Source organism: Bacillus sp. CDB3, from assembly GCF_002081505.1.
GTDB lineage: Bacteria > Bacillota > Bacilli > Bacillales > Bacillaceae_G > Bacillus_A > Bacillus_A cereus_AT.
This window is the reverse complement of sequence record NZ_ALBR01000021.1, coordinates 1-24416: the sequence shown is the minus strand read 5'-3', so window position 1 is coordinate 24416 and position 24416 is coordinate 1. Positions and strand designations below refer to the sequence as shown.

The following is a 24416-nucleotide window of genomic DNA, read 5'->3' as shown; positions in this document are numbered from 1 at the left end:
CCCCTTAGAACGGAAGATCCTTATCCTTGATTGTCATTCCACTTTGCTGCATTTCGGAAAACGTTTGATTTTTACTATCCCTCTTAAAAGCATGATTTAAAGGACCTGTAACTTTTGATGGAGACCAATTTTTCACGTTTGTATTGTCATATGTTTTTCCGTTGTATTCAGATTGTTCATTTTTCACAGTTACCATTACAGTTTTTAATTTGAAGTCATTCAATAATTCTTCTAATGATTTATAACTTTTACCATTTTGTAACTGGCACGATTTACCGATTGTATTAAAAGTTTTCATATTGTATTTCCCAGTATCTTTCGCTTTCCAAACACGATGGAAGATATGACAATTTTTATAAGCCTGTTCTACATCATTACGAATAATTAAATCGAATTGGATAAACTCAGCTCCGCCTGGTGTAGCATCTTCATTACATTGATTAATGACTACCTCATAATTACCATCTGCGATACGTCCGTTACTTTCAAATACCTCATTAAAATCTAAAGTGAATCCCATGTTCATTCTCCATTCTGTTTTTTATTTTAAATAAATCCTAATAGTTTCCCTTGATGGTACGCCCATCCCCGTTTATAGTTACGTGAATTCGCTAATTCATATAGTTCTTTCATATCCTTGCAATCCTTCGGTTCTCTAAAATCAAGTGTTATATGAATATCTTCTTTTGTGATTTCTTCAAGTGTTGCGGTTTTATCTACTTCGTATTCTGTTACAGGTTTTATTTCTGGTTTGTACCCACATTCAGGACATTTTTTTTCACTTGATGGGTAAACCGCAAAACAATTTCCACATTGTTTTATTTTTATTTCTGATTCAGTGGATGATGTTTTTTTGCTCGATAAGCTCCAATGCCTCTTTTGGTCTGGTAATCCAAACCTTCTTACATTATCTACATGATCTATAATGATTGATGTTTTATTAGGCTTGTACCTCATTCCTCGCATGCTTTGCTGAATATAGAGGGAAAAAGGGATTGTGTCGGTCTAAGCATGATAACTGTAGAGCAGTCTGGTACGTCAAAACCTTCCCCTATCAAGTCCACATTTGTTAACACTTTGATTTCTTTATTACGAAATTTTGTAATGACTTCTTCTCGTTCTAGCTTTGGTGTTTTCGCATCAATATGTTCTGATACAATGCCATAATTCAAAAATTCTTGTTTTACCATTTTGCTAGATTCGATATTGTGGCAATAACATATAGCTTGCTCTCCTGATGCTAATTTTTGATAATGTTCAACCACATCACCGTAAATCGTTTTACTTTCCATCGCTTTATCAATCGAGCTACTTGAAAATTCATGAAGATTATTCAATTTAAGTAAAGATGTATCTATCAATTTTGGCGCATAATATTTGTATGGAGATAAAAAACCATTTTCAATGAGCCATCCGGCATCAACTTCTTCAATGAGAATATCGTTTATGTCTCCTAATCCACTCCCATTCAACCGAATCGGTGTGGCGGTAAAACTAAGCCGTAATACGTCATTGAAGTAGTCATAAATCTTACGATAAGAAGCAGCTAAACCATGATGCGATTCATCTGTAATAATTAATGAAGGTTTTGTAGTTTTATCTAATCGCCTTACTACTGTTTGAACCATTCCAAATTCTACAAAGTCCATATTCACTTCATTTTTTATAAATGTGTTCCGAATTTGATCAATCAATTCTCTCCTGTGGACTAAAAATAAAACTTGTTTTCCGTTATTCGTTGTCATTCTAGCGATATCTGAAATAATGACTGACTTACCAGCACCACATGGAGCAACAACGCAAGGAGATTTAAACCCTTCCATATAAGCTTTTCTTGTATTCTCAACTAATTTATTTTGATAATCATGTAGCTGAAACATCGGAATGTAACAGCTCGCTTTGTATGCACCCTAAGCGTTTATCTAAATGATTCTTAGCAAACACACTTTGATTACCTTCTAAAACAAATCCTCTTGTACCATCTGCCTTTTTAACCAATTGACCGACAACATGAACAATTCCCATAATGTGATTTACGATCTTATCTCGAATATCCGGAATGAATTGTGTGTATTGCTGTCCATCATCATGAGTAATATTTCTTGTTGTTTCCCAAGCTGTGAAAATAACATTTGCATCTAATGAATTAAATGTTTCTACTAATTTCAAAAGATGATTATCTAGTAAAGCGTAGTCTTTTAATTCCGGCATACCACTTTTAGTATTTTCACCTTTTTTAAGAAGCCATAGCTTTTGGTAATGTGTTAAATTATCGATAAAGATATTGTCATACTTACCGATGTTCGCTTTTGCGATTCCGTAAAATTGTAGAATGCTATCATGTGGATTTTCACCATCAATTTTAGCTACATCTACATTTTCGTATCCCTCTAAAACTTGGCTTGTCCCATCAATATCCAGGACTAATGTTTTACCTGGTAACAACCCCGCAACCGTTGTTTTACCATTGCCTGGTTTTGAATAGATAATAATTTTTGCCTTTTTACTTTTGGTAATGGCAGCACCGTTTGTAATTTCCAATTAATCCACCTCTACTCTTCCTAATAAATGATCTGTTGATACACCTAAAGCTGTTGCTAAATCGCTTAATACATAAATGGTTGGTCTAGAATCCCCAATTTCATAATTCGAAATTGTACATCTATCTTTATTAATCTTTTCTGCTAATTCCTGTTGAGTAAGGTCTTTCTTTTTTCTTATCTCTCTAAGTCTTGCAGGAAACATATTTATACCTCCACACTATAAGAAATAGATTCAGGCTTAATAATTACCCCTGGAACGATTTGTCCATCTTCATCAACAATTACTTTTTCACCGCTGATTTCCACAATCTTGATTTTCTTTTTGAAGTCAGCCCATTTAACTTCTGTTTTTAAACAATCATCCAGTTCATTTTCGATAGCGTATTGAAGCAATGTTTCTTTATCGCTTTGTTCCGGAGCTGCCTTACTTGTACGAGTTTTTGATTTGCCGTAAGGTGTACTAATTGTTTTCTGTTTTGGATCAGCTGCAAGTTGCTCTGCATGGTAACGTTGAATATGAGTTTCAAAGAATGAAATACTACTGTGGAGGGGTTTCAGTTCGTTTTGTTCCCATTCGTTAATACGATCACGTTCAACATTTGCTAATGTTGTGATTTCCTTTTGTTTTGCTTTAAGTGCTGAAATTTTACGGAATGCCCAATTTAAACCGTTTATATCAGTAATTTCAAATTGTTGCTCCGCTGCTTGCAATTCATGAACTTCCACTAATTCAATTTGTTGTAATGAGTTCATCAATATAACCCCCAATTTTATTTTTCATTCTTTCTGAATCGTAAAGAGAGTAATAGATTACATTTTCATTTATAAATGACACTTCATACGGATAATCCTTTGATTCGCGAGGTGTTATTAATGGTTTAGTTTTAGATTCAAATAGCAATGGCTCAAATACTTCATGTGTAAGATGTACTTCTCTACCACGAACACTGATAATTCCATGTTCATTTTTCGCTTCTCTTATAGCTTGTACAGCTTTACTCACTTCTTTAATGTTCATTAGCAGTTCACTCCTTTACATGAGATAAATTCGTGCTATAATAACGTTGAAAATTTATTTTCTTAGATCACCTGTTGGCGCAGGTGGTTTTTATTTCTGCTAATCATTAATCTTGATTTCTTACGATTCGGATTAATCTTATCGAAAGCTTTGTTTTTAATTCTGCTAACTGTTGAATGGTCTACACAAAGTTTTAACCCTATTTCTTTATCCGTATATCCATAGGATTTTCGTATTAATACAAATTTTTCTTTTTCATTTAAAACACTTAATGTTTCCTCGAATTCAATTGATTTAATTACGTCTTCTTCCACATTTATTGGAGCTACTGCAAAGAAATCATTCGTCTCCTCATCTTCACGCTTTAAATCGATAGAGTGAATATTAATTAGATTTCTTTCTTCAACACTTGTATACCGACTTAACTTAAAAGGCGTTCCTTTAACGTGAATTACTTCGCTTATATACCATCTCAATGTTTTGATTACATAAGTATTGAATGATATAGCTCTACTTGAATCGTATTTCAAACACAATTCCCATAACTTTATTCGACCTTCTTGGATTAAGTCATCAAACTCCATGTTATTGCTTTCCGCAACTTTAATTGCATTTTCATAGCTGCCAAATTGTTTTTCAATCGCTGTAAGCACCAAATGATCTTTCTTCACAAACAACTCTTCAGGTGTCATTCTCTTTTACCTTCCCTTCATTATTTTTCTAAAAGCCTTTTAATTGGTTTATCTAATAAAGCTGCAAGTGACATTACCACGCAAATCGTTAACGCTACGATGAATAATGACATTGTACTTTCTTCCATCGTCCTAACACTCACCTTTCTTCTTAAAGTGATCGAGTTTCTTCCACGTCAAATCTTTTAGTAATTTCTTATGCTTCTCTACTAAGCCATTCGGAATATCGTCGATTGATTTCAGCCCTAGATGCGCTTTTAGATATGATGTGACATGACGCATCACTCCTGTAACTTCTTTCTTCATTAAGGTTTGCACATGGCGCTCCAAGTCGGATTTTGTACCTTCCATTGCTTCAATTGTAAGCTGTACTTTATTGCCTACGAATTCCTTCGCCTTCGCATGGCGTTCTTGCTGTAGTTGGTCTCTTACGATTTTAGAGGCCACATTCTCCAACTGTGATTGTGTAAGGCGACTGTCGAAGCTCTCAACGGATTCGCCAAGATTCCCTAAACTTCGATCCATCTTTGTTAACTTGTTGTTTTGATTCGCAAATTGAGCTTGTACTAAGGCGATTAGCTTTTCAAGCGCTTTATCATCCGTGCGTTTAATGACTAAATCTCCTGACTCATTCAGCGTGATTGGCAATTGTGTAATATTCTCCATGTTCCATCCTCCAATTAGTTAATTTTTCTACCAGTCTTCGCTATTTTTAAATCGTTAATAAACTCCTGAAACGCTTCGATACGTGAGTCCAACAATTCTTTCGTAGCATCACTTGCAGTAGCAATTGATCCACGCATAAGTGATGAAACTACCGCATCTCTTAGGAATTCATCCATATAGGCAATCAAATTATGGACGTTTTTGTTTGCTATGTAATTCATGGAAGATTCTTCGAGTTGTATGTCATCCACATCTTTTGATAAGGCGTCCGCTTTTTGTTTGTAGAAATCAGCTGTATCCTTGAGTTCTACATTTTCATTTCTTAATTCATTTATAATGTTAATATGTTTTTCGGATTCGATTTCTACCTCTTTCACAACTTCTCGTTCCACAATCTGTGGTTCTTGTTGTTCAATTTCTTCTAGCTGCTTTCGTGTAAGTTGTTCGGATTTACGAGCTTGCGTTGCTTCTTGCTGTGCGAGTTTCGCTTTCTCTTGTGCTTGTTGAAGGAGCTTGTCTTTTTCTTTAAGAGACTTTTTCACTTCCCGAAGTTCACGTACCGTCATAGCGTCTACTGTCTTCTCTTCTCCTGTGGAAGGAATAGTGTGTGGTTCTTCGATGAATCGTTGGCGATCTATTTCTAAAGGTAATTGGATTAATTCAAAAATCTTACTCGTTTGTAACGACGTCGTTACATTTTGAAATTGTTCGTAGGCTTGAATAAAACGATTAGCTTGCATGCGACTGAAATTACAACGTTTTTCTATCCAATCTATCCACTCACCATGCACTAAATCATTTTCCTTAACATGTTTCAACCGCTTCCCAATCTCGAATATCGACTGCCCTGCGATTTGTTGATAGCTTTTTATTTCCGCGGTAATTACATTGATGTCAGTTGATAAGTTCATGATTTCATTCAATTATTTTTCCTATCCTTTCTTTTAAACATTGTGCTTACTGTTTACTTATCCCATCAGTATTCCAAACTACTTTTCCAATTGCCTCAAAATCGTTTCTAAATGTTTTGAATTCCTCAGCTGTAAAATTAGCTTTATCACCTGATTTAAAAACCAACGTTACTTCCTTCAATTAATTTACCTCCCTTCGAGATAAAACCTTACGGTTCATTTCTCTTAGCTGACACTTTGCTTCTAATTCAGTAATAAGTAATAAGTAATAAGTAATAAGTAATAACACTGGACTCTTTTTCATTTCTGCACATCTTTTCATAACTTCCGATGCTTTCATTAATTTACTTGCGGATAATACAATATTCATATCCCTTCACCTTCTCTCTATACAATCCATTATTTTTTGCTAAATCCCCAGATTTCTTCTTATAATTCATCATAAAATGTATTAAGAAACTCTTTCATTTCTTTCGCTTTAAATAACCATCGACTATTCTTTTGTTTAGCAAATATTTGTACTCTGGAATCACAAACGACATATTCCATTAACCAGTCATAACTTCGACTTGTTTCATATTGAAGTCTTTTCATATCCCACCAAGTACCAACACCCATATCCGCCAATCTTTCATTAACCTGACGAGATACTTCTTTTTGTAAGTAAGTTTCATCAATCACAACTTGCACAGTTGCTGTCATTTACAAATTCCCTCGCTTTCCAACATTCGATTTATTTTTTCTCTTACTTTTTTCCCTTCTCTTTTACCGTGTAAAATATCAGAGAGATATGGACCAGAAACGTTAAGTATCTTTGCTAATTCTCCTTGTTTCATTTCATTAACAAATAGCCATATTTTCACTTTCTTTCCAAATGCTTTATCCATACCCACACCTCCTTCTATACATTTAGCTAATTTTTTAGCTTTCTATTGACTATTTCTATCCAATTAGATAAAATTAGAGCATAGCTAAATAAACCGAATTAAATTGCCTTTAAACGTTGAGGGACGTGCTATACAGGCTTAATTTGTAATGGTTTCGCGGCTAAATAATTAGCTTATGAACATAGTTTAATATCCAATCGGATAAAAGTCAATACTTTTCTATCCAATCGGATATAAAAGGTGTTCGTAGCTTTGATAAGGGTGGTTAATGTGTCTACATTCAACATAATTAAAGAGCTTGCGAACAAGAAAGGAATATCACTATCTGATTTAGCGAAGGAGCTAAACATGGGAGAAAATTCACTTTATAAGTGGAAAACGCAAAAACCTGCTATTGATAAACTTCAACTAGTAGCAGATTATTTCAACGTAAGCGTTGACTACTTATTAGGTAGAACTAACAAAGAGTATTGGGAACTTACAGAAAAGGACGAAAAAGATATACAAAAGAAATTAGAAGAATTAATAGAAGATATGAGTAAATCGGATGCTCTTGCTTTCTCTAAAGACTCTGAACCTATGTCAGAGGAAACTAGACAATTATTGATTGTCTCATTAGAAAATTCTCTTAGATTAGGAAAGCAAATGGCTAAAAAGAAATTTACACCTAAAAAATACAGAAACGAAGAGTGATTGGAGTGGATCTTGTTGGTCTCAAAACAGCAAATCAATTTAAAAATAGACGAACTACTTAGACGATACAATACCAGAGATCCATACCTTATTGCCGAAGAAAAAGGAATTATTATCATCACAGAAGACTTAGGAGATATTTTTGGATACTATCACAAAATATCTCGTATCCATTTTATTCATATAAACGAACGACTTTCATATCAAAATCAAATATTTACCTGTTTTCACGAATTAGGGCATGCTATCTTTCATCCAAATGAAAATACACCTAAATTATCTACGGTATCGCTTTGTTCTGAAATTCGTATAGAAGCCGAAGCAAATTATTTTGCGACAAGATTTCTTATAGATGGAAGTCACCATGATTACTGCATACAAACCAAACAAGAATTATTACAGTATTACGGGATACCTAAGCAAATGGAAAGATTCATTTGAAATCCGCTATATATTTTTACACCTAAAAAACAAACATTCTTTAAAAATAGAATGGAGTGACTACGATGGCTAGTTTTAGAAAACGTAAAGACAAATGGGAATATAGGATTAGATACAAAGAAATGGGCAAATACAAAGAAACCTCTAAAGGTGGATTTAAAACAAAAAAAGAAGCTCAATTAGCTGCTGCTAAAGTAGAAGAAAAATTAGCAAACGGAGTGGACGTAAACAGTCATAATATAACATTTTATGACTATATGTATGAATGGTTAGATACTTATAAAAAAGGAAATATCTCTGAACGAACATATACCAATTACGAAAAAAATATTCGATTGTTCATATTACCTGCATTTGGTGATGTGAAATTAAAAGATTTAACTCGTGTTAAATATCAAAAATTTATAAATGACCTTCTAAAGACACGTAGTAAGAAAACCGTAGCACAGATTAACGCTACAATGCACAATGCATTAGAAATAGCAGTTTATGAACTTGAAATTCTCACTAAAAATCCTACAAACAAAATTAGTATTAAAGAACATCAAGTAATCGACAAACGATCAGAAATTAAATGTTATGACATAGATGAATTAAAATCATTCTTGAATTATGTTTTGAATGAACAAGCTACTTTTAAATACTATTCTCTGTTTATGTTTTTGTCGAGGACTGGTCTACGAATTGGAGAATGCCTTGCTTTACAATGGGATGATATAGAACTTGATAAAAAACAGGTCTTTATCAACAAAACATTAATTACCACTCAAAGAAACCAGCCTATTAAATTCGGACCACCTAAAAATAAAAGTAGTATCAGAATACTTACTCTAGATGATTCTACTTTAGCACTTTTAAAGCAGGTGAAAATAGAACAAGCTAAGAATACTTTAAGAAATGGAAAATATTATAAGGATTATAACTTTGTATTTACCAACGAAGATAACTCTTGTATGTTGCGAGCCACAGCGTTAGTGTTTTTAAAAGAAACATGCATAAAGGGTAGATTCGAATTTATTAAATTGCATGGATTCAGGCATACTCATGCTGTACATTTGCTACAAAGTGGAGCGAATATAAAATATGTTTCTGAACGTCTGGGGCACTCCACCATCAACATGACAGCAGATGTTTATCTTCATGTAACACAATCGATGGAAGTAACCGCAGTAAATCAATACGATGAATTTTTGAAATAACGTGGGCAAATTGTGGGCAAGCGGTTTTGAAAAAGTATACAAACCGCTTGAAATAGGGGTATTTAATCCTATATAATGATAATACTGTATTATGATGAAACCCTGTTACTAACTGTTCATCCGATTCCATATGTACTTCTGGAAGTTCTAATGCTTTTTGAATCAATGGTGCAAAATCATCATTTTCAATTTTTTGTACGCCCTCTAAACCTGCAATATCATATGAAAAGAATCGATTAAAATATGATCCTTTAATTGGCATAACACAGTTCGTTGTAGCTAAAATGGCACCAGTAAATTTTTCGAAAAGACGTCTTTGATCATACCATGCCTTACCAATGTTCCCTTTTAAATGTTTATATTTTTTCAGCTGCGGATATCCGTGTGCTGGTAACATTTCAGAATGCGTATAAATATTAATTTCTTTTCCTTCTGTTTGCTTTAATAATTCTTCTAACGCAAATAAATTATGACCAGTAACTACAATTGCCTTACCTTCTACACGATTTTGTGTAATTTGAACCGGCTCTGGAACACCAAAGTGATTCGTATGTGCCTCATCTAATAACTCCATCACTCGTAAAGCTGATTTCCCGACTTTTATAGCCATATCAATATGTTCTTGCTCATTAAAGTTGGAATTTGTTAACGTCATATATAACGCTTCTTGCGTTGTAGCATCTACAAATGCATCTGTATATCCTAGCTGAGCAGCATGAGTACGATAAGCCGCAATTCCTTTTAATCCAAACACAATCGTATCTTGTAAACTTGCAATTGTTTCATTTTTACCGCAAACACCTATTACTTTACATCCGCCTGTTGGCGTTTGTTCACATTGATAACAAAACATTATCATCCCACCCTCTCCCAATCATTCCTTACAACCTAAGCATAATACCCATCGATGAAAAGGGATGTGATATCAATCACAATAATATGTATAAATTTGTGACAGTTCACATTGTTGACATAATATTTTTACTGTCTTCTAATATTAATACTTGCGCATGATCAATTATTTGCATAATATGTCGGCGCACTTTTAAGGAACACAAATATCATATCCATCTAATATTTCACAAAATTTCCCTTTCTGATGGTACAATTAAAGTTATGGAGGGATAATATGGTATATATGATGTTTTATTATGGAATACTGTTTCTTATACTCGGTATTGCAATATTTCTGTTTATTATGGCTGGATCACGAAAAATTAGGAATAAAAACCTTTCATTCGTAATGATCGGTTTAGGGATAAATATACTTGCAAGTCCAGTGGCACTTTTTATAGGAGTGATGGCAACAGATTCTCCATATAGTACTAGACTTGATTTTTGGAAAGGATTTCTCTTTATTCAAGGAATACCTCTTTTCTTACTACTTATAGCTTTCATTTGGTGGTTTATTCGCCCGCCAAAAATAACAGTTCAAACAAGTATTGAAAAAGACCTTGAACAAGATAGTAATAGCACTAAGAAAAAAACGACACGAGGACGTCCAATTACTGCCCTACGTATTTTAATTCCAATTATTTTAGTAGTAGGCTGTTTTTCTTACATTTTGTATTTATACGACGTTACACTTAAAAAAAGTCATTCTCCGAATAATATAAATACGATTAAAGTAGTAAAAATAGATTCAGACTCTTCTCTTGGTTCCTCTCCTGTCAGAATTAAATACGGCTTATGGGAACATTTTGACACAAGTATTGCAAATGACGGGGAACGTCTAGATCCCTCAAACGTTTCAGTAGATTGGAAAAATGATTATGAAGCAACAATAACACTACGTGGAAAAGAAACAGTACCTGAAGTTGTGGAATTTAACATATCAGATAAATCCAGTGGTTCTGTTTTTAAGAAAGTACAAAAAGTGGTTAGTTCCTTTACCTTTCAAAAAAGTGAATCTCCAAATCTAATAAATATTATCGAGTTTAGAGAAACAATAAAATCAAAAGGACCAAGTCCCAGTTCAACTGTAAGAATCTATTATGGGAAAAGAGGTAGCATTTTAGAAAAATATAAAGAGGTCACTCTTAAGGAAATGTATACGACAGAGAACTTCAATATCAATTGGAGAAACGATGAACAAGTACAGGTAGATGTATTAGAAGAAAATGTAGTAACAGCTACCATCGTGATTGATTTGTCAAAGTAAATTTATTTTTCACATGTTATAACTGTTTCCTACATGGCACACGAGAAATACATAGTATATACAACTAAAAAGATTTATAGACATTATGAGCAACCTCTTTCTTTACAATACATTTACACTATCTTTACATTGTTTACATTATTTATATGATATATTTATATAGAAACTACTTAAGAAATTTCATGTACATTTTATCTTTATGATTTCTTATCTGATTGATAAAAAGATCATGTTATATTTTTATAACAGGGGTGAACTAGGATGACTGAAACATTAAAAACACTTATAATGCTTGATGTTACTTACGTTGTTATAGCAATTATGACGGTACTGGTATTTGTATATTTGGAATTAAAATCTCAGTAACGTATATAGGCGTAATTGATAGCTTCGCATTTAAATATAGCTAGAAGAAAGCGAGGAGGAAATTGTTTCCCCTCGCTTTTATATTCCAACAGTTTCTTATTTCAACAAATCCAATGTATGTAAAAGTAATCCTCTGTCCCCTACTTCTCCATGACCAGGCACTACTAAGTTCATATTTCCATATCGGTTCAACACATTCTCAATCGATATCGACCATTCATTTACATATGCATCAGCAACATTCCCTAAATCTTTTGCCCCCGCAGATTTCACTAAACAACCTCCAGCTAAAATGTTGTATTGCGGTAACCATACGACAATATTATCTTCTGTATGTCCTTTCCCTGGATAGAACGTTTCTACTTTCATATTTCCAAACTTCAAATTCGTAATTGTTTGTAAGTCTCCAAGTGGTTCTTCATATCCATTTTTCTTTGCTAATTCCGCAGTTAATGCTGTACTATGCGCTTTAATGCCTCTTTCTTTCAACATTTTTATTCCGCCAATTCGATCAGCATGCGCATGTGTAATAATAACATCCGTTACGCGCTTCTTAAATTTCTTTTCTATCATCTCTATTAATTCCTTCGTTAACTTATCATCCCAAGAAGAATCAACAAGTACTAACCCTTTAGAAGTAGTAAGAACTAGACCATTCGAAGTAGTAAGAACTAGACCATTCGAAGGAACTGCTACTCCATTAAAATAACCTAACTCCGTATGAACCCATACATTTTTGTTTAACTGAGAAAGTGAAATAGTTCCGTTCTCATTCTTTATTACTTTTTGCTCTAGCTTTTGTTCCGCTTTCACAGAAGAAATTGTGCTAACAAATTGAGTTGTTCCTAGTAAACTAACACATACCCCTACTTTTAATAATGTATTTTTCATTTTCTCCGCCCTTTCTTTCAAACGAAATAGTTATTACCTATATTAGACAATTCATCTCAAATGTTTGTTCCATCATTTCTTACATATTTTTCATGTAATTAATAAAAAAGCATACAACATTCTGTACGCTTCAAAACTTAATCGTTCATTCCATAATTCTTAAATTCTTCCTCATTCCCATAAAATACATTCAAATCAATATACTTTTCTTTCCCGTTATACCCTCTTAACCTTCCACGATTTGTGTATTGCCAAAACGTCCAATTTCTTTCATCCGATAAACTCGGTTTTGTAAGAACACTACGAATCCATATATCACATTCGGGATATGCATCTTTTATGTACAACTCATACGCCTCTTGAGTTGCATACAATATTACTTTCTTGTCATAATGTTTTTCTAGCATTTTTACCATTACTGTCAACTCTTTCTCAACATCTTCACGCTGAGGTGGATTATCTTTTTTATTAGCATAAAACTCAACATCAATTACCGGTGGCAATGCTTGTTTATGTTTTGGAACGGTTCGTATATATTGCTTTGCTTGCGTTTCACCTTTACTATCAAAACTAAAAAAATGATACGCTCCGGTGCGCATACCTGTCTTATTTGCATTCGTCCAATTTGTCGAAAAGTACTCATCCACAAACGCACTTCCTTCAGTAGCTTTTATAAACGCAAACTTCATATTTTGCTTTTCTAACTCTCTCCTTGATAGGACGCGACATCTACACCTTTTATCTCATACTTGTCCGCACTGAATTGATTCGGAATGAATATACCTTGAAAAACTAAATAAGCGACAACACCCATTACACTAATTAAGGTGAAAACTCCTCCTATAATAAACTTCTTTTTCATTCATATCCCCCATCTTTACACATTAAAATTCTACTTACCATTCACGTTTTTTATTAATCATCATTTTTTCTTCAAACGCCTTCTCTAAATCAATATTTAATTTATTCGCTAAATCACATACATTCCAAATTACATCAAACATTTCTAAACCAATCTCTCGTTTCGAATCTTGTATTTTATCACGCTTTAATATAACTTCCGCTAATTCACCTAATTCCGCCATCGCATACATCGTGCGTTCTTCAATTGTTGTATGTTGAAACCCTTTTTCTTTACTAAAACTTGCTACATATCTCTGGAATTCTGAAATATTCATACTTAATCTCCCTTCTTCACAAATGCCATTTTTCTATTACACTTAAAATCAAAACTGTATTTTGTTAAATTATAACATTCATACTATAATTTATTTATAGTCCATTAACGGGGGTGTTTTCAATGACTCTCTTCGCGTATCCATCATTATTTATACTAGCAATCATTTCATTTGCACTAGCATATTTCATCGGAGTAAAGCAATACACTTGGCTCTTATCAGGATTCAATGAACGCCGTGTGCCGTGTGCCAGATAAAGTGAAGTTATCAAAAATAGTTGGTCTTTATAATTTAACTGCTGGTGTTATTGCCACAATTGGCAGTGTCTTCATTACTCCTAATGTTAAAATTATATTTCCCATCATTATTATTGGCCACGTTATAATCGCTGCTTATGTAAATACACGTATGGTTCAGTAAAAAAAGACCATCCAATTGGATGATCTTTTTTATAACTTATCAACATATTGCTTCGCTTCTAACAATGAAAATCCAAAAGCCTCTCTTACTCTCTTAATTGCTGTAACTGTTTTTCCTTCTTCCACAAGCTGGCGTAATTCTTTATTAATTTCAGGTTCTCTATCTACAATTCCCATTTCTTTCGAAATTAATTGTAATCTATCTTCCATCCTCTTTAAACGCGCATCCGTTTTCTTTTCGATTTTATTTAATTTTTCAACGATATAAATAAACCCAAAGATCGCTATCGGTATGATCATCCAAAATTCCATGACTATTCCTCCTCATTAGCTTTCATTTGTTTTATTTCACTAACTTATGTAAATTTTACCACATGACACATTTAATGTATAATAGTAATATTCAACACTGTTGATAAAACCTTTTATGCTAGGGGGACACTTCATGAAAAGATTTTTGAAGACATTATTACTATTTGTAGTTCTTTCAATCGTATTACATGTGCTATTCGATATAACTGGTTGGCTCCTTTTCAAAGCACCTATTAAAAATAAAGAAATATTTATTTCCTTTATAACAGCTACATGGCTTATGTACATGTACCGAGATAAATTCCTTCAATTTTTACCTCGAACTTATTTAAAATAAAAGAAAACACTTCATCAACAAAAGATCGAGTGTTTTCTTTTATTCCCTCTTTCTCTTAAAACGCGCCTTTTTATTCCATTCACAACACTTCTCTTTATCTACTAATGTATAATAAAGTTAATATTCTGTTTTATCAGAAGGGAGATACTATGAACTTATTAAGTAGAAATATATCCAAGCAAATGAAACAATATTCCGTTTCCGGGTTAAGCCTTGCCGTTATACGTGATGGTAGACTGGATGAAGCGACAGCCTACGGAACACTTGAGTCTGGAACAACTAGAAATATTACTACAAATTCCATCCTCAATTCTTGTTCTATTAGCAAATTCATCACCGCAATGCTCGTACTAACGTTATCAGATCAAGGAATCGTACATTTAGATGAAGACGTAAATGATAGACTCACATCTTGGAACATCCCTACCAATCTATTTACTTCACAGAAAAAAGTCACGTTACTAAACTTATTAAGTCACCAATCTGGGATGATTGATCCTCCTAATAGTTTTGAACCTTATATACTCGCAAAAGGACTACCTAAAATGTCCGAACTCCTTGCCGGTGATACATTATATTGCCCAGTACCTATAGAAGCAACTTATAAACCAGAAAGTGAATTTCACTACTCAGACGCAAACTTTTGTATAATCGAACAACTACTAGAAGATATTACAGGAAAATCATTTAGTCAGTTACTAGAAGAATTTATCTTCCAGCCACTACAAATGAAAAATAGTACACTTTTCTCTCCCGAAGACATAGATAAAACCGATGCTTTCGCTTGTGGACATAATAAAGATGGCACCGTTACAAATGAGAAGTATCCATTTTATCCATTCGCAGCAGCTTCAGGCGTTTGGACAACACCAGCTGACTTATCAACTTTAGTACTCGAACTCATTCATTCCTTACATGGAAATAGCAAACTAAAACTTTCTCAAAAAACAGTACAAGACATGATTTCTCCTCAAGGTTGCTCAAAATGGACTGGGTTAGGTGTTTTTCTAGATGATTCTAATGAAGACTTACAAATTTATTCATATGGGTGGGGCGTTGGATTTCAATGTATGATGGTTTGTTATCCACATAGAGGTAATGGAGCTGTTATTATGACGAATTCCGATTTAGGTGTTCATCAAATGAAGGGCATCATTGGTGAGGTTTTAAAAACGTTATCCTTATAATGAAAAGAAAGAAGCTGTTCCTTCCAGCTTCTTTCTTTTCCCAGCATTAACGGGCAGTAAGACCGATTGGTTCAACTAATAATCAGTGGGGGATGAAGAACCCCCCACTGATTAAAGTTTCACTTTATATAACATTTTTCGCAACAATTTTTATATGTTCTGGTGCGATAATCTCCGTTATACTTTCTTGGAAATCTTCCCGCAACATTTCTTCAATATGTTCTAGTTGCACTTCAACATGTGTGCATTCTAAATTATGTATATTTAATAATGCATAATGATCTTTTTTCTTAATTACTAAATATTGATTTTCTTCTGTTACGAGTATCGATCCTAATCGTACTCCTAGTAAGCGTTGATCATCAAACTTCATAATTACTTCTCCTTCCCTCACATAAATGAAATCAAAATAAAATAATTACATTTATGGAAAAGACTCTTTTTTAGACTATATCATAATTTACTAAAATATAAATATCATTTTTCCTTTTAATAAAAATTCCTATTCTTTCATATATTTCGATACAAAAAACTTCCTCAACACAAAATTAGAATTTTCAGTTTTTATTCTTGTGAAAATCTATTATAATAAAGTTAATAAATGTTTGACCTCTCCTAATTCATGTACATATGGATGATCAGTAGTTGCTGCTACTGATCTATTTTTTATTTTTTCTACTACTAATAAAAAACACGCTAGCAACTAAAGAGCTAGCGTATCTCTATACTTCATACTATTCTACAGTTTTAGGCTTACGGAAAATTCCCATTAAACCAGCAATTAATAGTAAAATACCTGGTAGTAAATATACAACCGAAATACAAATGAATCCACCGATTGCTGCGATTGTCATCATGATTCCTGCTGCTTTCGCTTTACTCTTTACCATAGCAGCTCCAACAATTCCTAGGATAGAAAGGAATACCGCTACCCATCCTAACCCAATAATTTCATTCGCTCCTTCTGCTTCGAGCGCAGCACCCATGCCACCAATTATTAGTGGAATAATTGAACAAAGTACCCCCAAAATACCACCAATAAGACCTAATACAAATTCAGTCGTTCTTTTCATATTTCAAACTTCCTTTTTCATCGTTTATTATTTTACTTGAAAATCAATTTTTACAGATTTCTCATCAAATGTGAAATTTGGTTTATATGTGCCAGTATATTTATCTGACTCAGCAACATCATAATACATTTTTCCAGTAATTTGATTTCCAACTGCAATGTTTTCATTCATAAAACCATTATCCATACTGAAGTATTCTTTAAATTGATTTCCTGATGCATCAGCAAGCTTTAATTCTTCAGCTCCAAAATACATTTCTTTTTTACCATTGTTTTTCGCTGAAAATTGGATTTCTAAAACTTTTCCTTTTTCAGGCGCAGTATATTCATTCGGTTCAACAAAATTAGCAGAAGTAAATGTAATTTGCAGTCCGTTCACTTCAAACGTTTCACCAATCGAAAATACTTTATTGCTTTCTTCTTTTTTCTGCTCTTGTTTTGCAGATCCATCTTTCTTAACTTCTTTCACTTCTGTATCTCCACATGCTGTTAATCCAACCGTTAAAAGCATACCAGTAAAAATTGCAACTAACTTTTTCATCGTATTCCTCCTATATATGTAAATATAGTTCATTCTAACAAGTAAAAAATAATATTTTGTATTTTTAAGTTCTTATGACCTTATTAGAAGAACCTTAAACAATACTAAGGGAACTGCCACCTCGTTTCAACGACAAATTTTTTCCAATTTCATTTCGATTTTCCCAAAATAAAAAGAGCTTCCTATATATAAGCCCTTTCTCAATTAATCTTGTTTATTTATAAACATCCGCAGCCAATTCTCTCAAAACTTCTACATTCACTACTTCAAAACAACCATTATTTTTCTTGATTATCTCTTTATCACAAAAAATATTCACAGTGCGCAATAAATGCCGATAACTCGTTCCTAACAATTCAGCTGTTTCCGTTAAATTCCCACTAAACACAATTCTATTTCCATGCTGAGCCGCTCGTTCTCCTGCTGCTAACATGTAACTCGCAAGTCTATTTTCAAGTGGATATAGTAAATTAATTGTACTATTTTTTGAAAGACGATTTAATTTATGTGCTAACGATCCGCAAATACATCGTAAAAATTTCGCATCATGAAATAATTGGTTTCTCACTTTCCCTAAAGGTAAACCAACACAATACGAATCAGCCATTACTTGTACGTTTGAAGCAGTCTTTTGAGAATGAATTAACTCCACATCTCCTAGTAACTGCAAACTATCATAAAAACATAATAATACCGATTTCCCGTTACTTAATGTGTTAAACGCTTTCGCTTTTCCTTCAACAAAAAAATATAAATAATCTATCTCTTCATTTTCTCTACAAATAAACTCATTCTTTTTAAAAAATAAAAGTTCCATATATGGCTTCATATCATTACTAAAAAATGAGTCAATATTATTTTGTTTCATATACTCTGCTAATTTAATAGAATTGCATACTTTCTTCATAGTTCCCCCACCTTTACAACCTATCCCCATTGTAATTAAAATTTTCTTCTTCCACTATGACATATGTCATAGTAATACACAATTTCAGCATGATACAGTCATTACAAATATGAAATATAAAGGGGCTATTACATTGTATAACTTTCTTTCTGTCTTTATTGGTGTGCTCATCGCCGTTATGCTTCCATTGAATGGGATTTTATCTGAGTTAATTGGCAAGTACACAGCGAGCGTTGTCATTCACCTTGTCGGTTTAATTGCAGTTATTTTCGTTTTAATCATAAACAAAAATAAAATCCATTTTGATAAAGGCATTCCACTTTTTTTATATAGCGCTGGAGCGATTGGGGTGTTCACTGTTCTTTTTAATAATATAAGTTTCTCCGCCCTTGGTGCCTCTATTACGATCGCATTAAGTTTACTCGGTCAATCCATTGCTGCAATTGTTATTGATCACTTCGGCTTATTAGGAATGAAAGTTGCAAAGTTTGAAAAGAAAAAACTAATTGGATTATTATTCATCTCTTCTGGGATTATAGTCATGACAATTTATTAATGGGGGTAAGAAAATGTTATATATTTGTATCGCTATTTTAGCTGGTGTTTCTATCGTTGTTGCTAGAATTATTAACGCGAATTTAGCAAAGGAAATTGGGAATTGGGAAGGTACATTTTTCAATTATATTACTGGATTATTTTTCTCTATGCTATTTTTAATTTTCAGTTCAGATTCATTTTATATTCCTAGTCATACGTTGCGATCTATTCCTATCGCTGTATACTTAGGCGGATTAGTAGGCGTTATCGTTATTTCATTATCCAACTATATCACTCCTAAAATATCAGCATTTTATTTAACGTTGCTCATCTTTATCGGACAATTATTTGCGGGGACTATCATTGATTTCTTCCTGTCAAACGAACTCTCTATAGGAAAAGTTGTCGGTGGGATTTTCGTATTAATTGGGCTTACTTACAATTTACTCGTTGATCGCCCTATTAAAACTGTACAGAATAAACACGTTCACCTATAATACTTTGCGCTTACCTATCATATATTAATAGAAAAGCTCTTCACACGAAGTAATAGAGAGGAGAATACCCTATTAAGAAAATCATTTTATTGATAGGTAGCGCATTGATTGTTTTTGGAACCGTATGGTTTTTAAACTCTGGAAAATCTATTCAAGATCTATATACAGCAAGTAAACCAAAGAAGAAAGCTACTATTATTTCAACTCAAAGAGACCCAGATGCACCTCCTGTTTTTTTAGGGAAACAGGAAATAAAAGATATACATGTAGAGTCAATTAAAACAAAAAAATCTATCTTCCTTACAAAAACAGATGAATTAAAAACATTCATTAACAGTATGGATACAGCAAAAAAAGGCGATTTAACGCTAGATGAAGAAGGTTCTGATTTAGTAGATTGTAACATGTGGATTACTTTCCAAGATGGGACTTATAAACAATATTTAATTTGGATAGTAGATAACAACAGTAGTGAAATTATGATTGCTCATCAAAACAGTCCTGATGACATAGATCTTACTTATTATCAATTAAATGAAGGAAATTCGAAAAAAGTATATAGCTTATTTAAAAAGATTATATAAAAGAGAAAGTCATGGGCACATTAGCTCATGACTTTCTCTTTTATATATATTCAGGGAACACTTTACAGCTCTTTTCCTGCTCTATATCATGTCCGAAGAAAACAATTGGGTTTTCTTTCCTCACAACTTCTTTTAAACGCTTAATTGAAGATAAAGCTAACTCCGAATCAACCCCCGCGAACGGCACTTCATCTTCAAAATTCTCTTTCGTATACGATGCATCGATCGTTAATAACACTGGGCCAGAGTTCTCCGTCTCAATGAATAGCGACTGATGCCCTGGAGTATGTCCTGGTGTATACAATAGTTGAACACCTGATACGACTTCATAATCCCCTTCAATGATTTTGTAGTTTAAATTCGGCAATATACATTCTTTCATATATTCTTCTCTATGCTGCGCCGCCTCGTATTCAGCACGCTGTACAATGATTGGTGTATTTATAAAAGCACCATTTCCTCCTGCATGATCAAAATGCAAGTGAGAGCTAATAATATAAAGAAGGTCTTCCGGCTCATACCCTGCACGCTTTAAAATATTTACGATTCTATCTTCTTCAGTCATTTTCGGTAAAATCTGCCCCTCAACAAATGTACCGTTAAAAAGACCTTCATTATTAACCGCACTTTCTGGCATGCCTGTATCTACTAAAATAGGTCCTTCTTCTGTCTCCAATAAATAACACCATACTGGTAAGTTCAATAAATTCCCCGGTGTGAGCGTACTATTAACAGAAGAATGATCTAACATACAACGACCAGCTGGCACAAAATAAAGCTTTTTTACCGTCATTATGTATCCACCTTTACATGTAGTTTTGAATGAAACAATACAGTAAAGAATTCCTCCCATTAGAAATAAAATCCTTCTCACCTTTCATTGTTCCAGCTATTATTTTAAGTTGTTCACAACTTTTCATTATATTAACAATTACTATTTTTTACTCTCCTAGCAGTCGAGAGTAATAAAACAGCTGTTTGTATTTTGAAATAAAGTTCGATGATTTATAAAACATCCTATAAGGAATACAGAAACAAACAATAGTTTAAGAATGAAAAAAATACACGCTTAAACGAATTTTATATATAAAATAACCGACTACCTATATGCTGAGAAAAGGAGTCGGCTATTTTGCTTGTTATTATTCATTTACAGGCTCTTATATGCGGCGAGCAATGATTATAAAAGATGATATGCTATTTTATTTCACTGAAATATTTCCATTATGCGTGGTTAATTTAATTAGATTTTCTCCCTTTCCAATAATCGCATTACCTTTATATTTATCCAGGATATTTGCTCTGCCATTATCGACAGAAACATTAAATTGAACATTAGTTGGTTCTTTTTCGGTTTCAATATTGATTTTTCCATTGTGAGTCGTAAAATTAAGATTTCGATCAAGTTCAGTTGTTTTAAGAGTAAGACTTCCATTCTTAGATTGCCCCTCTATTTCACCTTCCACATGATTTAGCATAATTCTTCCATTATTCGATTTCACATGAATATTTTGTGCCATTATATCTTTAAAGTCCATAATTCCATTGTTTGCTTCTGCAATAACTTTTTGCGAATTGATCTCTCTTAATTCAACACGCCCATTGCTTGTATTGATATTAAAATTTGTTGCGTTTAGTTTTTTGGCAGAAACGTAGCCATTATTATTGGAAACTTTTAATAAATCATATTGTTTTTCAGGCAGATAAACATTTAATGTTAATGGGGCCAATACTTCGGAAATGTTGAAGTTGAACCAGCTCTGTTGTTTTTCTTTGTAAGAAATGAGAAGCGTTGAATCTTTCTCATCCGTAGCTAACGTTCTTTTTATGTTAGGATTAACTTCCCCATCTAATGTTACTTTAATGTTACTATCTGTTGTAGGATTGATGTTAACACGAACGTTATTCGTATCGATAATGACGCTTGACACATTATTATTGCTAATAACCTTTTCTTCTGAAATTGGTACTGCAGCAATTGAACGATAAGTGAGTAGACTTCCTACAATTCCAATAATAAAAATAATACCTGCAATGATGGAAAATTTCTTTTTATTTATCATGCTTAAAACCACCTTTTACTAGTGCTATATTGAACTTTAAATAACGAACAAATCCATTCCTTGCTAACTTCGTTAAAGATAACATAGCAATTACAATGAAATATCCAAGTCCACAAAGTGCTAAAGAAACGAAAAGGTTAAAAAGCAGGAATGTATTTGGATGCAAAATAGTATCTACAATGACAAGCAGTGGTGAACCTAAAAATGAGATTCCTAGAACCCATCCCGAAAAAATCAATGCTGCTAATGTAATTGCAGGTCCAAGCACTATTACTAAATTGAAAAACCCTAATCCAATTACTGCCCAAATTGCCCGAAAAACATTTCCTGTTGTTGCACTTGCTGTTACTTTCTCAAGATGATAATCGGCTAATAACTCTTTGGCGATTTGAGCTGGAGAACCTAATGAAGCTGTAATTTCTTCTTCGCTTTTCCCTTCCTCTAATCCGAAAGTAAAATGTTCTTCATAATCTTTTAAAATATCTGCACGCTCTTTTTCAGATAATATTTTTAGAGATACATTTAATTGTTGTAAAAATTTATCTTTCGTCATTACGTACACCTTCTTTAATTAATTGATTGACACCCTGTGAGAATTCATTCCATTCATCCAAAAGTTGGTACAAATACGTTCTACCTTTATCTGTCAGTTTATAATACTTCCTTGAAGGTCCTTCTGAAGACTCCTGTAAATACGTTGTAAAATATTCTTCCTTAGTTAATCTACGAAGAAGAGGATAAACAGATCCTTCTGATATTTCAATTTGATTGGAAATATTTCGAACTAATTCATACCCATAACGGTCTTGCTTATCGAGTAAGACAAGCACACAAAGTTCTAAAACTCCTTTTTTAAATTGTACATTCAATGTTCATTCACCCTATTCTAATTGACGTTCACTACTATTTATTATTCAGTACCATTTTATAATAAGTAACTCATAAGTATAATATACCACTCAGTATTATTCATTGCAAGGTACACTGGAAAAATAAGTATAACTTAAAAATAATGTTACAACGCTTATAAAATCAAAACGATGGCTTTTCTCTTTCAATGAAGACATTCTAAATGATGTTTAATCAAGCTCTTTATAAAATAGAAAGGAGTCCACTTTTTTACATAACGACACTTTACCTACTATAATAAAAAAGAACAGACTCTTATTTTAATGGAGGGAATACAAATGAAAGCAATCGGTTTACATGAATACTTACCTATTGAAGAAGAAAACAGCTTAATTGATATTGAAGTTGAAAGACCTGTTGCCACAGGAAGAGATCTACTTGTTAAAATTAACGCTATTTCCGTTAATCCAGTTGATACAAAAGTTCGATCTCCGAAAGATAAAAAAGAAGATATAGCAAAAATACTTGGCTGGGATGCTAGTGGTGTTGTCGTGCAAACGGGCGAAGGTTGTACGTTATTTAAAGAAGGCGACGAAGTGTTTTACGCTGGAAGCATTACAAGGCAAGGTACATACAGTGAATACCATCTAGTTGATGAAAGAATCGTTGGTAAAAAACCAAAAACGTTAAGTGATGCTGAATCTGCAGCAATTCCTTTAACAGCTATTACGGCTTGGGAAGGTTTATTTGAACGTTTGGGCATTGATTATAATAAGAAGGACACAAATACATTCAAAAACATTTTAATTATTGGTGGAGCTGGTGGTGTTGGCTCGATTGCCATTCAATTAGCTAAATGGGCTGGACTGAATGTAATCACAACTGCATCCCGCAATGAAACGATACACTGGGTTGAAAAATTCGGTGCCGATTATATCATTAACCATCACCAACCTTTACAAGATCAAATATTAGAGTTTGGGCTAAAAGATGTAGATTATATCTTCTGCTTAAACAATACAGATCAACATTGGCAAGCAATGGGTGACCTTATTAAACCACAAGGAAAAATTTGCTCTATCGTAGAAAATGAGCACCCTCTTGAGATGGGGATTTTAAAAAGTAAAAGTGCTACATTCGTTTGGGAGTTTATGTTTACAAAAGCTATGTATGAAACTGGTGATATGATTACGCAGCACGAACTATTAAATAAAGTAAGCGAGCTATTAGATGAAGGTATTCTTCAAACTACTTTAAATGATACGTTAACACCAATTAATGCAGAAAACCTTAAAAAAGCACATGCATTACTTGAAAGTGGACGTACAATTGGGAAGATTGTATTAGAAAAGTTTTATAAAAAAGTCATACTACTATAATAGTACGTTACGTTACTTTACTTTACTTTACGTTAATTACTTACTTACGTATACTATTAGTTACTATACTACGTACGTACGTACGT

32 protein-coding genes and 5 pseudogenes are annotated in these 24416 nt (G+C 33.1%); 11 read left to right on the top strand and 26 right to left on the bottom strand.

From position 1 onward, the window contains the following. Positions 1-4: 4 nt before the first annotated feature. From CDB3_RS07235 to CDB3_RS07180, 13 genes and pseudogenes are all read right to left on the bottom strand, one after another. Entirely contained in the window at positions 5-520 is a 516-nt protein-coding gene (locus CDB3_RS07235) for a DUF669 domain-containing protein (protein WP_128853923.1), read from the bottom strand. Positions 521-546: 26 nt separating this feature from the next. Further along, positions 547-1880 (bottom strand): annotated as a pseudogene (locus CDB3_RS07230) (DEAD/DEAH box helicase). After that, complete coding sequence (locus tag CDB3_RS07225) at positions 1864-2541, bottom strand: AAA family ATPase (RefSeq protein ID WP_128853922.1); 678 nt, start codon at positions 2539-2541, stop codon at positions 1864-1866. Before CDB3_RS07225 ends, CDB3_RS07230 begins: the two are co-directional and overlap by 17 nt. Next, on the bottom strand, positions 2542-2745 hold the full coding sequence (locus tag CDB3_RS07220) for a helix-turn-helix domain-containing protein (RefSeq protein WP_128853921.1): 204 nt from the start codon (positions 2743-2745) through the stop codon (positions 2542-2544). It lies immediately after the preceding gene. Between the two features lie 2 nt (positions 2746-2747). Further along, positions 2748-3296, bottom strand: coding sequence for a host-nuclease inhibitor Gam family protein (locus CDB3_RS07215; RefSeq protein ID WP_128853920.1), 549 nt, complete (start codon positions 3294-3296; stop codon positions 2748-2750). Continuing rightward, the gene (locus CDB3_RS07210) at positions 3274-3561 is read right to left on the bottom strand and encodes a hypothetical protein (protein ID WP_128853919.1); all 288 of its coding nucleotides are present in this window, start codon (positions 3559-3561) and stop codon (positions 3274-3276) included. The genes CDB3_RS07215 and CDB3_RS07210 overlap by 23 nt, the downstream gene beginning before the upstream one ends. 62 nt (positions 3562-3623) lie before the next feature. Beyond that, positions 3624-4253 carry a sigma-70 family RNA polymerase sigma factor gene (locus tag CDB3_RS07205; protein WP_128853918.1) on the bottom strand — a complete coding sequence of 210 codons (630 nt, stop codon included), beginning with the start codon at positions 4251-4253 and terminating at the stop codon, positions 3624-3626. Between the two features lie 132 nt (positions 4254-4385). Then, on the bottom strand, positions 4386-4919 hold the full coding sequence (locus CDB3_RS07200; RefSeq protein WP_128853917.1) for a hypothetical protein: 534 nt from the start codon (positions 4917-4919) through the stop codon (positions 4386-4388). A 14-nt stretch (positions 4920-4933) separates the two neighbouring features. Further along, positions 4934-5842, bottom strand: a complete 909-nt coding sequence (locus tag CDB3_RS07195) for a DUF3102 domain-containing protein (protein WP_128853916.1) — start codon at positions 5840-5842, stop codon at positions 4934-4936. Positions 5843-5876: 34 nt separating this feature from the next. Then, positions 5877-6011: a hypothetical protein gene (locus CDB3_RS32185; protein WP_256869666.1), complete on the bottom strand. Its 135-nt coding sequence runs from the start codon at positions 6009-6011 to the stop codon at positions 5877-5879. Then, the gene (locus CDB3_RS07190; RefSeq protein WP_128853915.1) at positions 6012-6200 is read right to left on the bottom strand and encodes a hypothetical protein; all 189 of its coding nucleotides are present in this window, start codon (positions 6198-6200) and stop codon (positions 6012-6014) included. A gap of 59 nt (positions 6201-6259) precedes the next feature. After that, positions 6260-6532: a DUF771 domain-containing protein gene (locus tag CDB3_RS07185; RefSeq protein WP_128853914.1), complete on the bottom strand. Its 273-nt coding sequence runs from the start codon at positions 6530-6532 to the stop codon at positions 6260-6262. Then, on the bottom strand, positions 6529-6717 hold the full coding sequence (locus tag CDB3_RS07180; RefSeq protein WP_097807555.1) for a helix-turn-helix domain-containing protein: 189 nt from the start codon (positions 6715-6717) through the stop codon (positions 6529-6531). The genes CDB3_RS07185 and CDB3_RS07180 overlap by 4 nt, the downstream gene beginning before the upstream one ends. Positions 6718-6987: 270 nt before the next feature. On the opposite strand from CDB3_RS07180, the gene CDB3_RS07175 reads away from it, so the two are divergent. The 3 genes from CDB3_RS07175 to CDB3_RS07165 all read left to right on the top strand — a co-directional run bounded on the left by CDB3_RS07175 (position 6988) and on the right by CDB3_RS07165 (position 9050). Continuing rightward, positions 6988-7410 (top strand): helix-turn-helix domain-containing protein, encoded by a 423-nt coding sequence (locus tag CDB3_RS07175; protein ID WP_097807556.1) that lies wholly within the window; start codon positions 6988-6990, stop codon positions 7408-7410. Between the two features lie 15 nt (positions 7411-7425). Further along, positions 7426-7851: an ImmA/IrrE family metallo-endopeptidase gene (locus CDB3_RS07170; RefSeq protein WP_128853913.1), complete on the top strand. Its 426-nt coding sequence runs from the start codon at positions 7426-7428 to the stop codon at positions 7849-7851. A 65-nt stretch (positions 7852-7916) separates the two neighbouring features. Continuing rightward, positions 7917-9050, top strand: a complete 1134-nt coding sequence (locus CDB3_RS07165) for a site-specific integrase (RefSeq protein WP_128853912.1) — start codon at positions 7917-7919, stop codon at positions 9048-9050. Between the two features lie 73 nt (positions 9051-9123). On the opposite strand, the pseudogene CDB3_RS07160 reads toward CDB3_RS07165, so the two are convergent. After that, a pseudogene (locus tag CDB3_RS07160) lies at positions 9124-9903 on the bottom strand (anaerobic carbon-monoxide dehydrogenase catalytic subunit); the annotation flags it as partial. Positions 9904-10179: 276 nt separating this feature from the next. Between CDB3_RS07160 and CDB3_RS07155 the strand changes: the two are divergent. Further along, on the top strand, positions 10180-11211 hold the full coding sequence (locus CDB3_RS07155) for a DUF4153 domain-containing protein (RefSeq protein ID WP_128853911.1): 1032 nt from the start codon (positions 10180-10182) through the stop codon (positions 11209-11211). A gap of 462 nt (positions 11212-11673) precedes the next feature. Here CDB3_RS07155 and bla2 read toward each other — a convergent pair whose 3' ends face one another. The 3 genes and pseudogenes from bla2 to CDB3_RS07140 all read right to left on the bottom strand — a co-directional run bounded on the left by bla2 (position 11674) and on the right by CDB3_RS07140 (position 13646). Then, positions 11674-12468: a BcII family subclass B1 metallo-beta-lactamase gene (bla2, locus tag CDB3_RS07150; protein WP_128853910.1), complete on the bottom strand. Its 795-nt coding sequence runs from the start codon at positions 12466-12468 to the stop codon at positions 11674-11676. Between the two features lie 137 nt (positions 12469-12605). Next, positions 12606-13330 (bottom strand): annotated as a pseudogene (locus tag CDB3_RS07145) (glycoside hydrolase family 25 protein). A 34-nt stretch (positions 13331-13364) separates the two neighbouring features. Beyond that, a complete protein-coding gene (locus tag CDB3_RS07140) occupies positions 13365-13646 on the bottom strand; it encodes a MazG nucleotide pyrophosphohydrolase domain-containing protein (RefSeq protein WP_097832599.1) in 282 nt (93 codons plus the stop codon). Between the two features lie 122 nt (positions 13647-13768). Between CDB3_RS07140 and CDB3_RS32180 the strand changes: the two are divergent. After that, a pseudogene (locus CDB3_RS32180) lies at positions 13769-14066 on the top strand (DUF3784 domain-containing protein). 29 nt (positions 14067-14095) lie between these two features. Here CDB3_RS32180 and CDB3_RS07130 read toward each other — a convergent pair. Further along, positions 14096-14377: a hypothetical protein gene (locus tag CDB3_RS07130; RefSeq protein ID WP_128853909.1), complete on the bottom strand. Its 282-nt coding sequence runs from the start codon at positions 14375-14377 to the stop codon at positions 14096-14098. A 133-nt stretch (positions 14378-14510) separates the two neighbouring features. Between CDB3_RS07130 and CDB3_RS07125 the strand changes: the two are divergent. Continuing rightward, positions 14511-14701 (top strand): annotated as a pseudogene (locus CDB3_RS07125) (hypothetical protein); the annotation flags it as partial. Positions 14702-14863: 162 nt separating this feature from the next. Further along, positions 14864-15901, top strand: coding sequence for a serine hydrolase domain-containing protein (locus CDB3_RS07120; protein ID WP_128853908.1), 1038 nt, complete (start codon positions 14864-14866; stop codon positions 15899-15901). Between the two features lie 124 nt (positions 15902-16025). Here CDB3_RS07120 and CDB3_RS07115 read toward each other — a convergent pair whose 3' ends face one another. The 4 genes from CDB3_RS07115 to CDB3_RS07095 form a co-directional block, all read right to left on the bottom strand. Further along, entirely contained in the window at positions 16026-16274 is a 249-nt protein-coding gene (locus CDB3_RS07115; RefSeq protein ID WP_128853907.1) for a hypothetical protein, read from the bottom strand. 361 nt (positions 16275-16635) lie between these two features. Beyond that, positions 16636-16974, bottom strand: coding sequence for a DUF4064 domain-containing protein (locus CDB3_RS07105; RefSeq protein ID WP_128853906.1), 339 nt, complete (start codon positions 16972-16974; stop codon positions 16636-16638). A gap of 27 nt (positions 16975-17001) precedes the next feature. Continuing rightward, on the bottom strand, positions 17002-17514 hold the full coding sequence (locus CDB3_RS07100) for a DUF4352 domain-containing protein (RefSeq protein ID WP_128853905.1): 513 nt from the start codon (positions 17512-17514) through the stop codon (positions 17002-17004). Between the two features lie 214 nt (positions 17515-17728). Next, a complete protein-coding gene (locus CDB3_RS07095) occupies positions 17729-18421 on the bottom strand; it encodes a cyclic nucleotide-binding domain-containing protein (RefSeq protein WP_128853904.1) in 693 nt (230 codons plus the stop codon). 109 nt (positions 18422-18530) lie between these two features. Here CDB3_RS07095 and CDB3_RS07090 point away from each other — a divergent pair, with 109 nt between their 5' ends. The 3 genes from CDB3_RS07090 to CDB3_RS07080 all read left to right on the top strand — a co-directional run bounded on the left by CDB3_RS07090 (position 18531) and on the right by CDB3_RS07080 (position 20039). After that, complete coding sequence (locus CDB3_RS07090) at positions 18531-18977, top strand: DMT family transporter (protein WP_128853903.1); 447 nt, start codon at positions 18531-18533, stop codon at positions 18975-18977. Between the two features lie 13 nt (positions 18978-18990). Beyond that, positions 18991-19455 (top strand): DMT family transporter, encoded by a 465-nt coding sequence (locus CDB3_RS07085; RefSeq protein WP_128853902.1) that lies wholly within the window; start codon positions 18991-18993, stop codon positions 19453-19455. Between the two features lie 104 nt (positions 19456-19559). Then, positions 19560-20039 carry a hypothetical protein gene (locus CDB3_RS07080; protein ID WP_128853934.1) on the top strand — a complete coding sequence of 160 codons (480 nt, stop codon included), beginning with the start codon at positions 19560-19562 and terminating at the stop codon, positions 20037-20039. 40 nt (positions 20040-20079) lie between these two features. On the opposite strand, the gene aiiA is transcribed toward CDB3_RS07080, so the two are convergent. The 4 genes from aiiA to CDB3_RS07060 form a co-directional block, all read right to left on the bottom strand. Further along, a complete protein-coding gene (gene aiiA / locus CDB3_RS07075; protein ID WP_097832589.1) occupies positions 20080-20832 on the bottom strand; it encodes a quorum-quenching N-acyl homoserine lactonase AiiA in 753 nt (250 codons plus the stop codon). Positions 20833-21241: 409 nt separating this feature from the next. Further along, on the bottom strand, positions 21242-22102 hold the full coding sequence (locus CDB3_RS07070; protein WP_128853901.1) for a DUF4097 family beta strand repeat-containing protein: 861 nt from the start codon (positions 22100-22102) through the stop codon (positions 21242-21244). Beyond that, positions 22092-22655, bottom strand: coding sequence for an HAAS signaling domain-containing protein (locus CDB3_RS07065; RefSeq protein ID WP_128853900.1), 564 nt, complete (start codon positions 22653-22655; stop codon positions 22092-22094). Before CDB3_RS07065 ends, CDB3_RS07070 begins: the two co-directional genes overlap by 11 nt. Beyond that, positions 22642-22971 carry a PadR family transcriptional regulator gene (locus tag CDB3_RS07060; protein ID WP_098543033.1) on the bottom strand — a complete coding sequence of 110 codons (330 nt, stop codon included), beginning with the start codon at positions 22969-22971 and terminating at the stop codon, positions 22642-22644. The genes CDB3_RS07065 and CDB3_RS07060 overlap by 14 nt, the downstream gene beginning before the upstream one ends. A 318-nt stretch (positions 22972-23289) precedes the next feature. On the opposite strand from CDB3_RS07060, the gene CDB3_RS07055 reads away from it, so the two are divergent. Further along, a complete protein-coding gene (locus CDB3_RS07055; protein WP_128853899.1) occupies positions 23290-24330 on the top strand; it encodes a zinc-binding alcohol dehydrogenase family protein in 1041 nt (346 codons plus the stop codon). Positions 24331-24416: the final 86 nt, after the last annotated feature.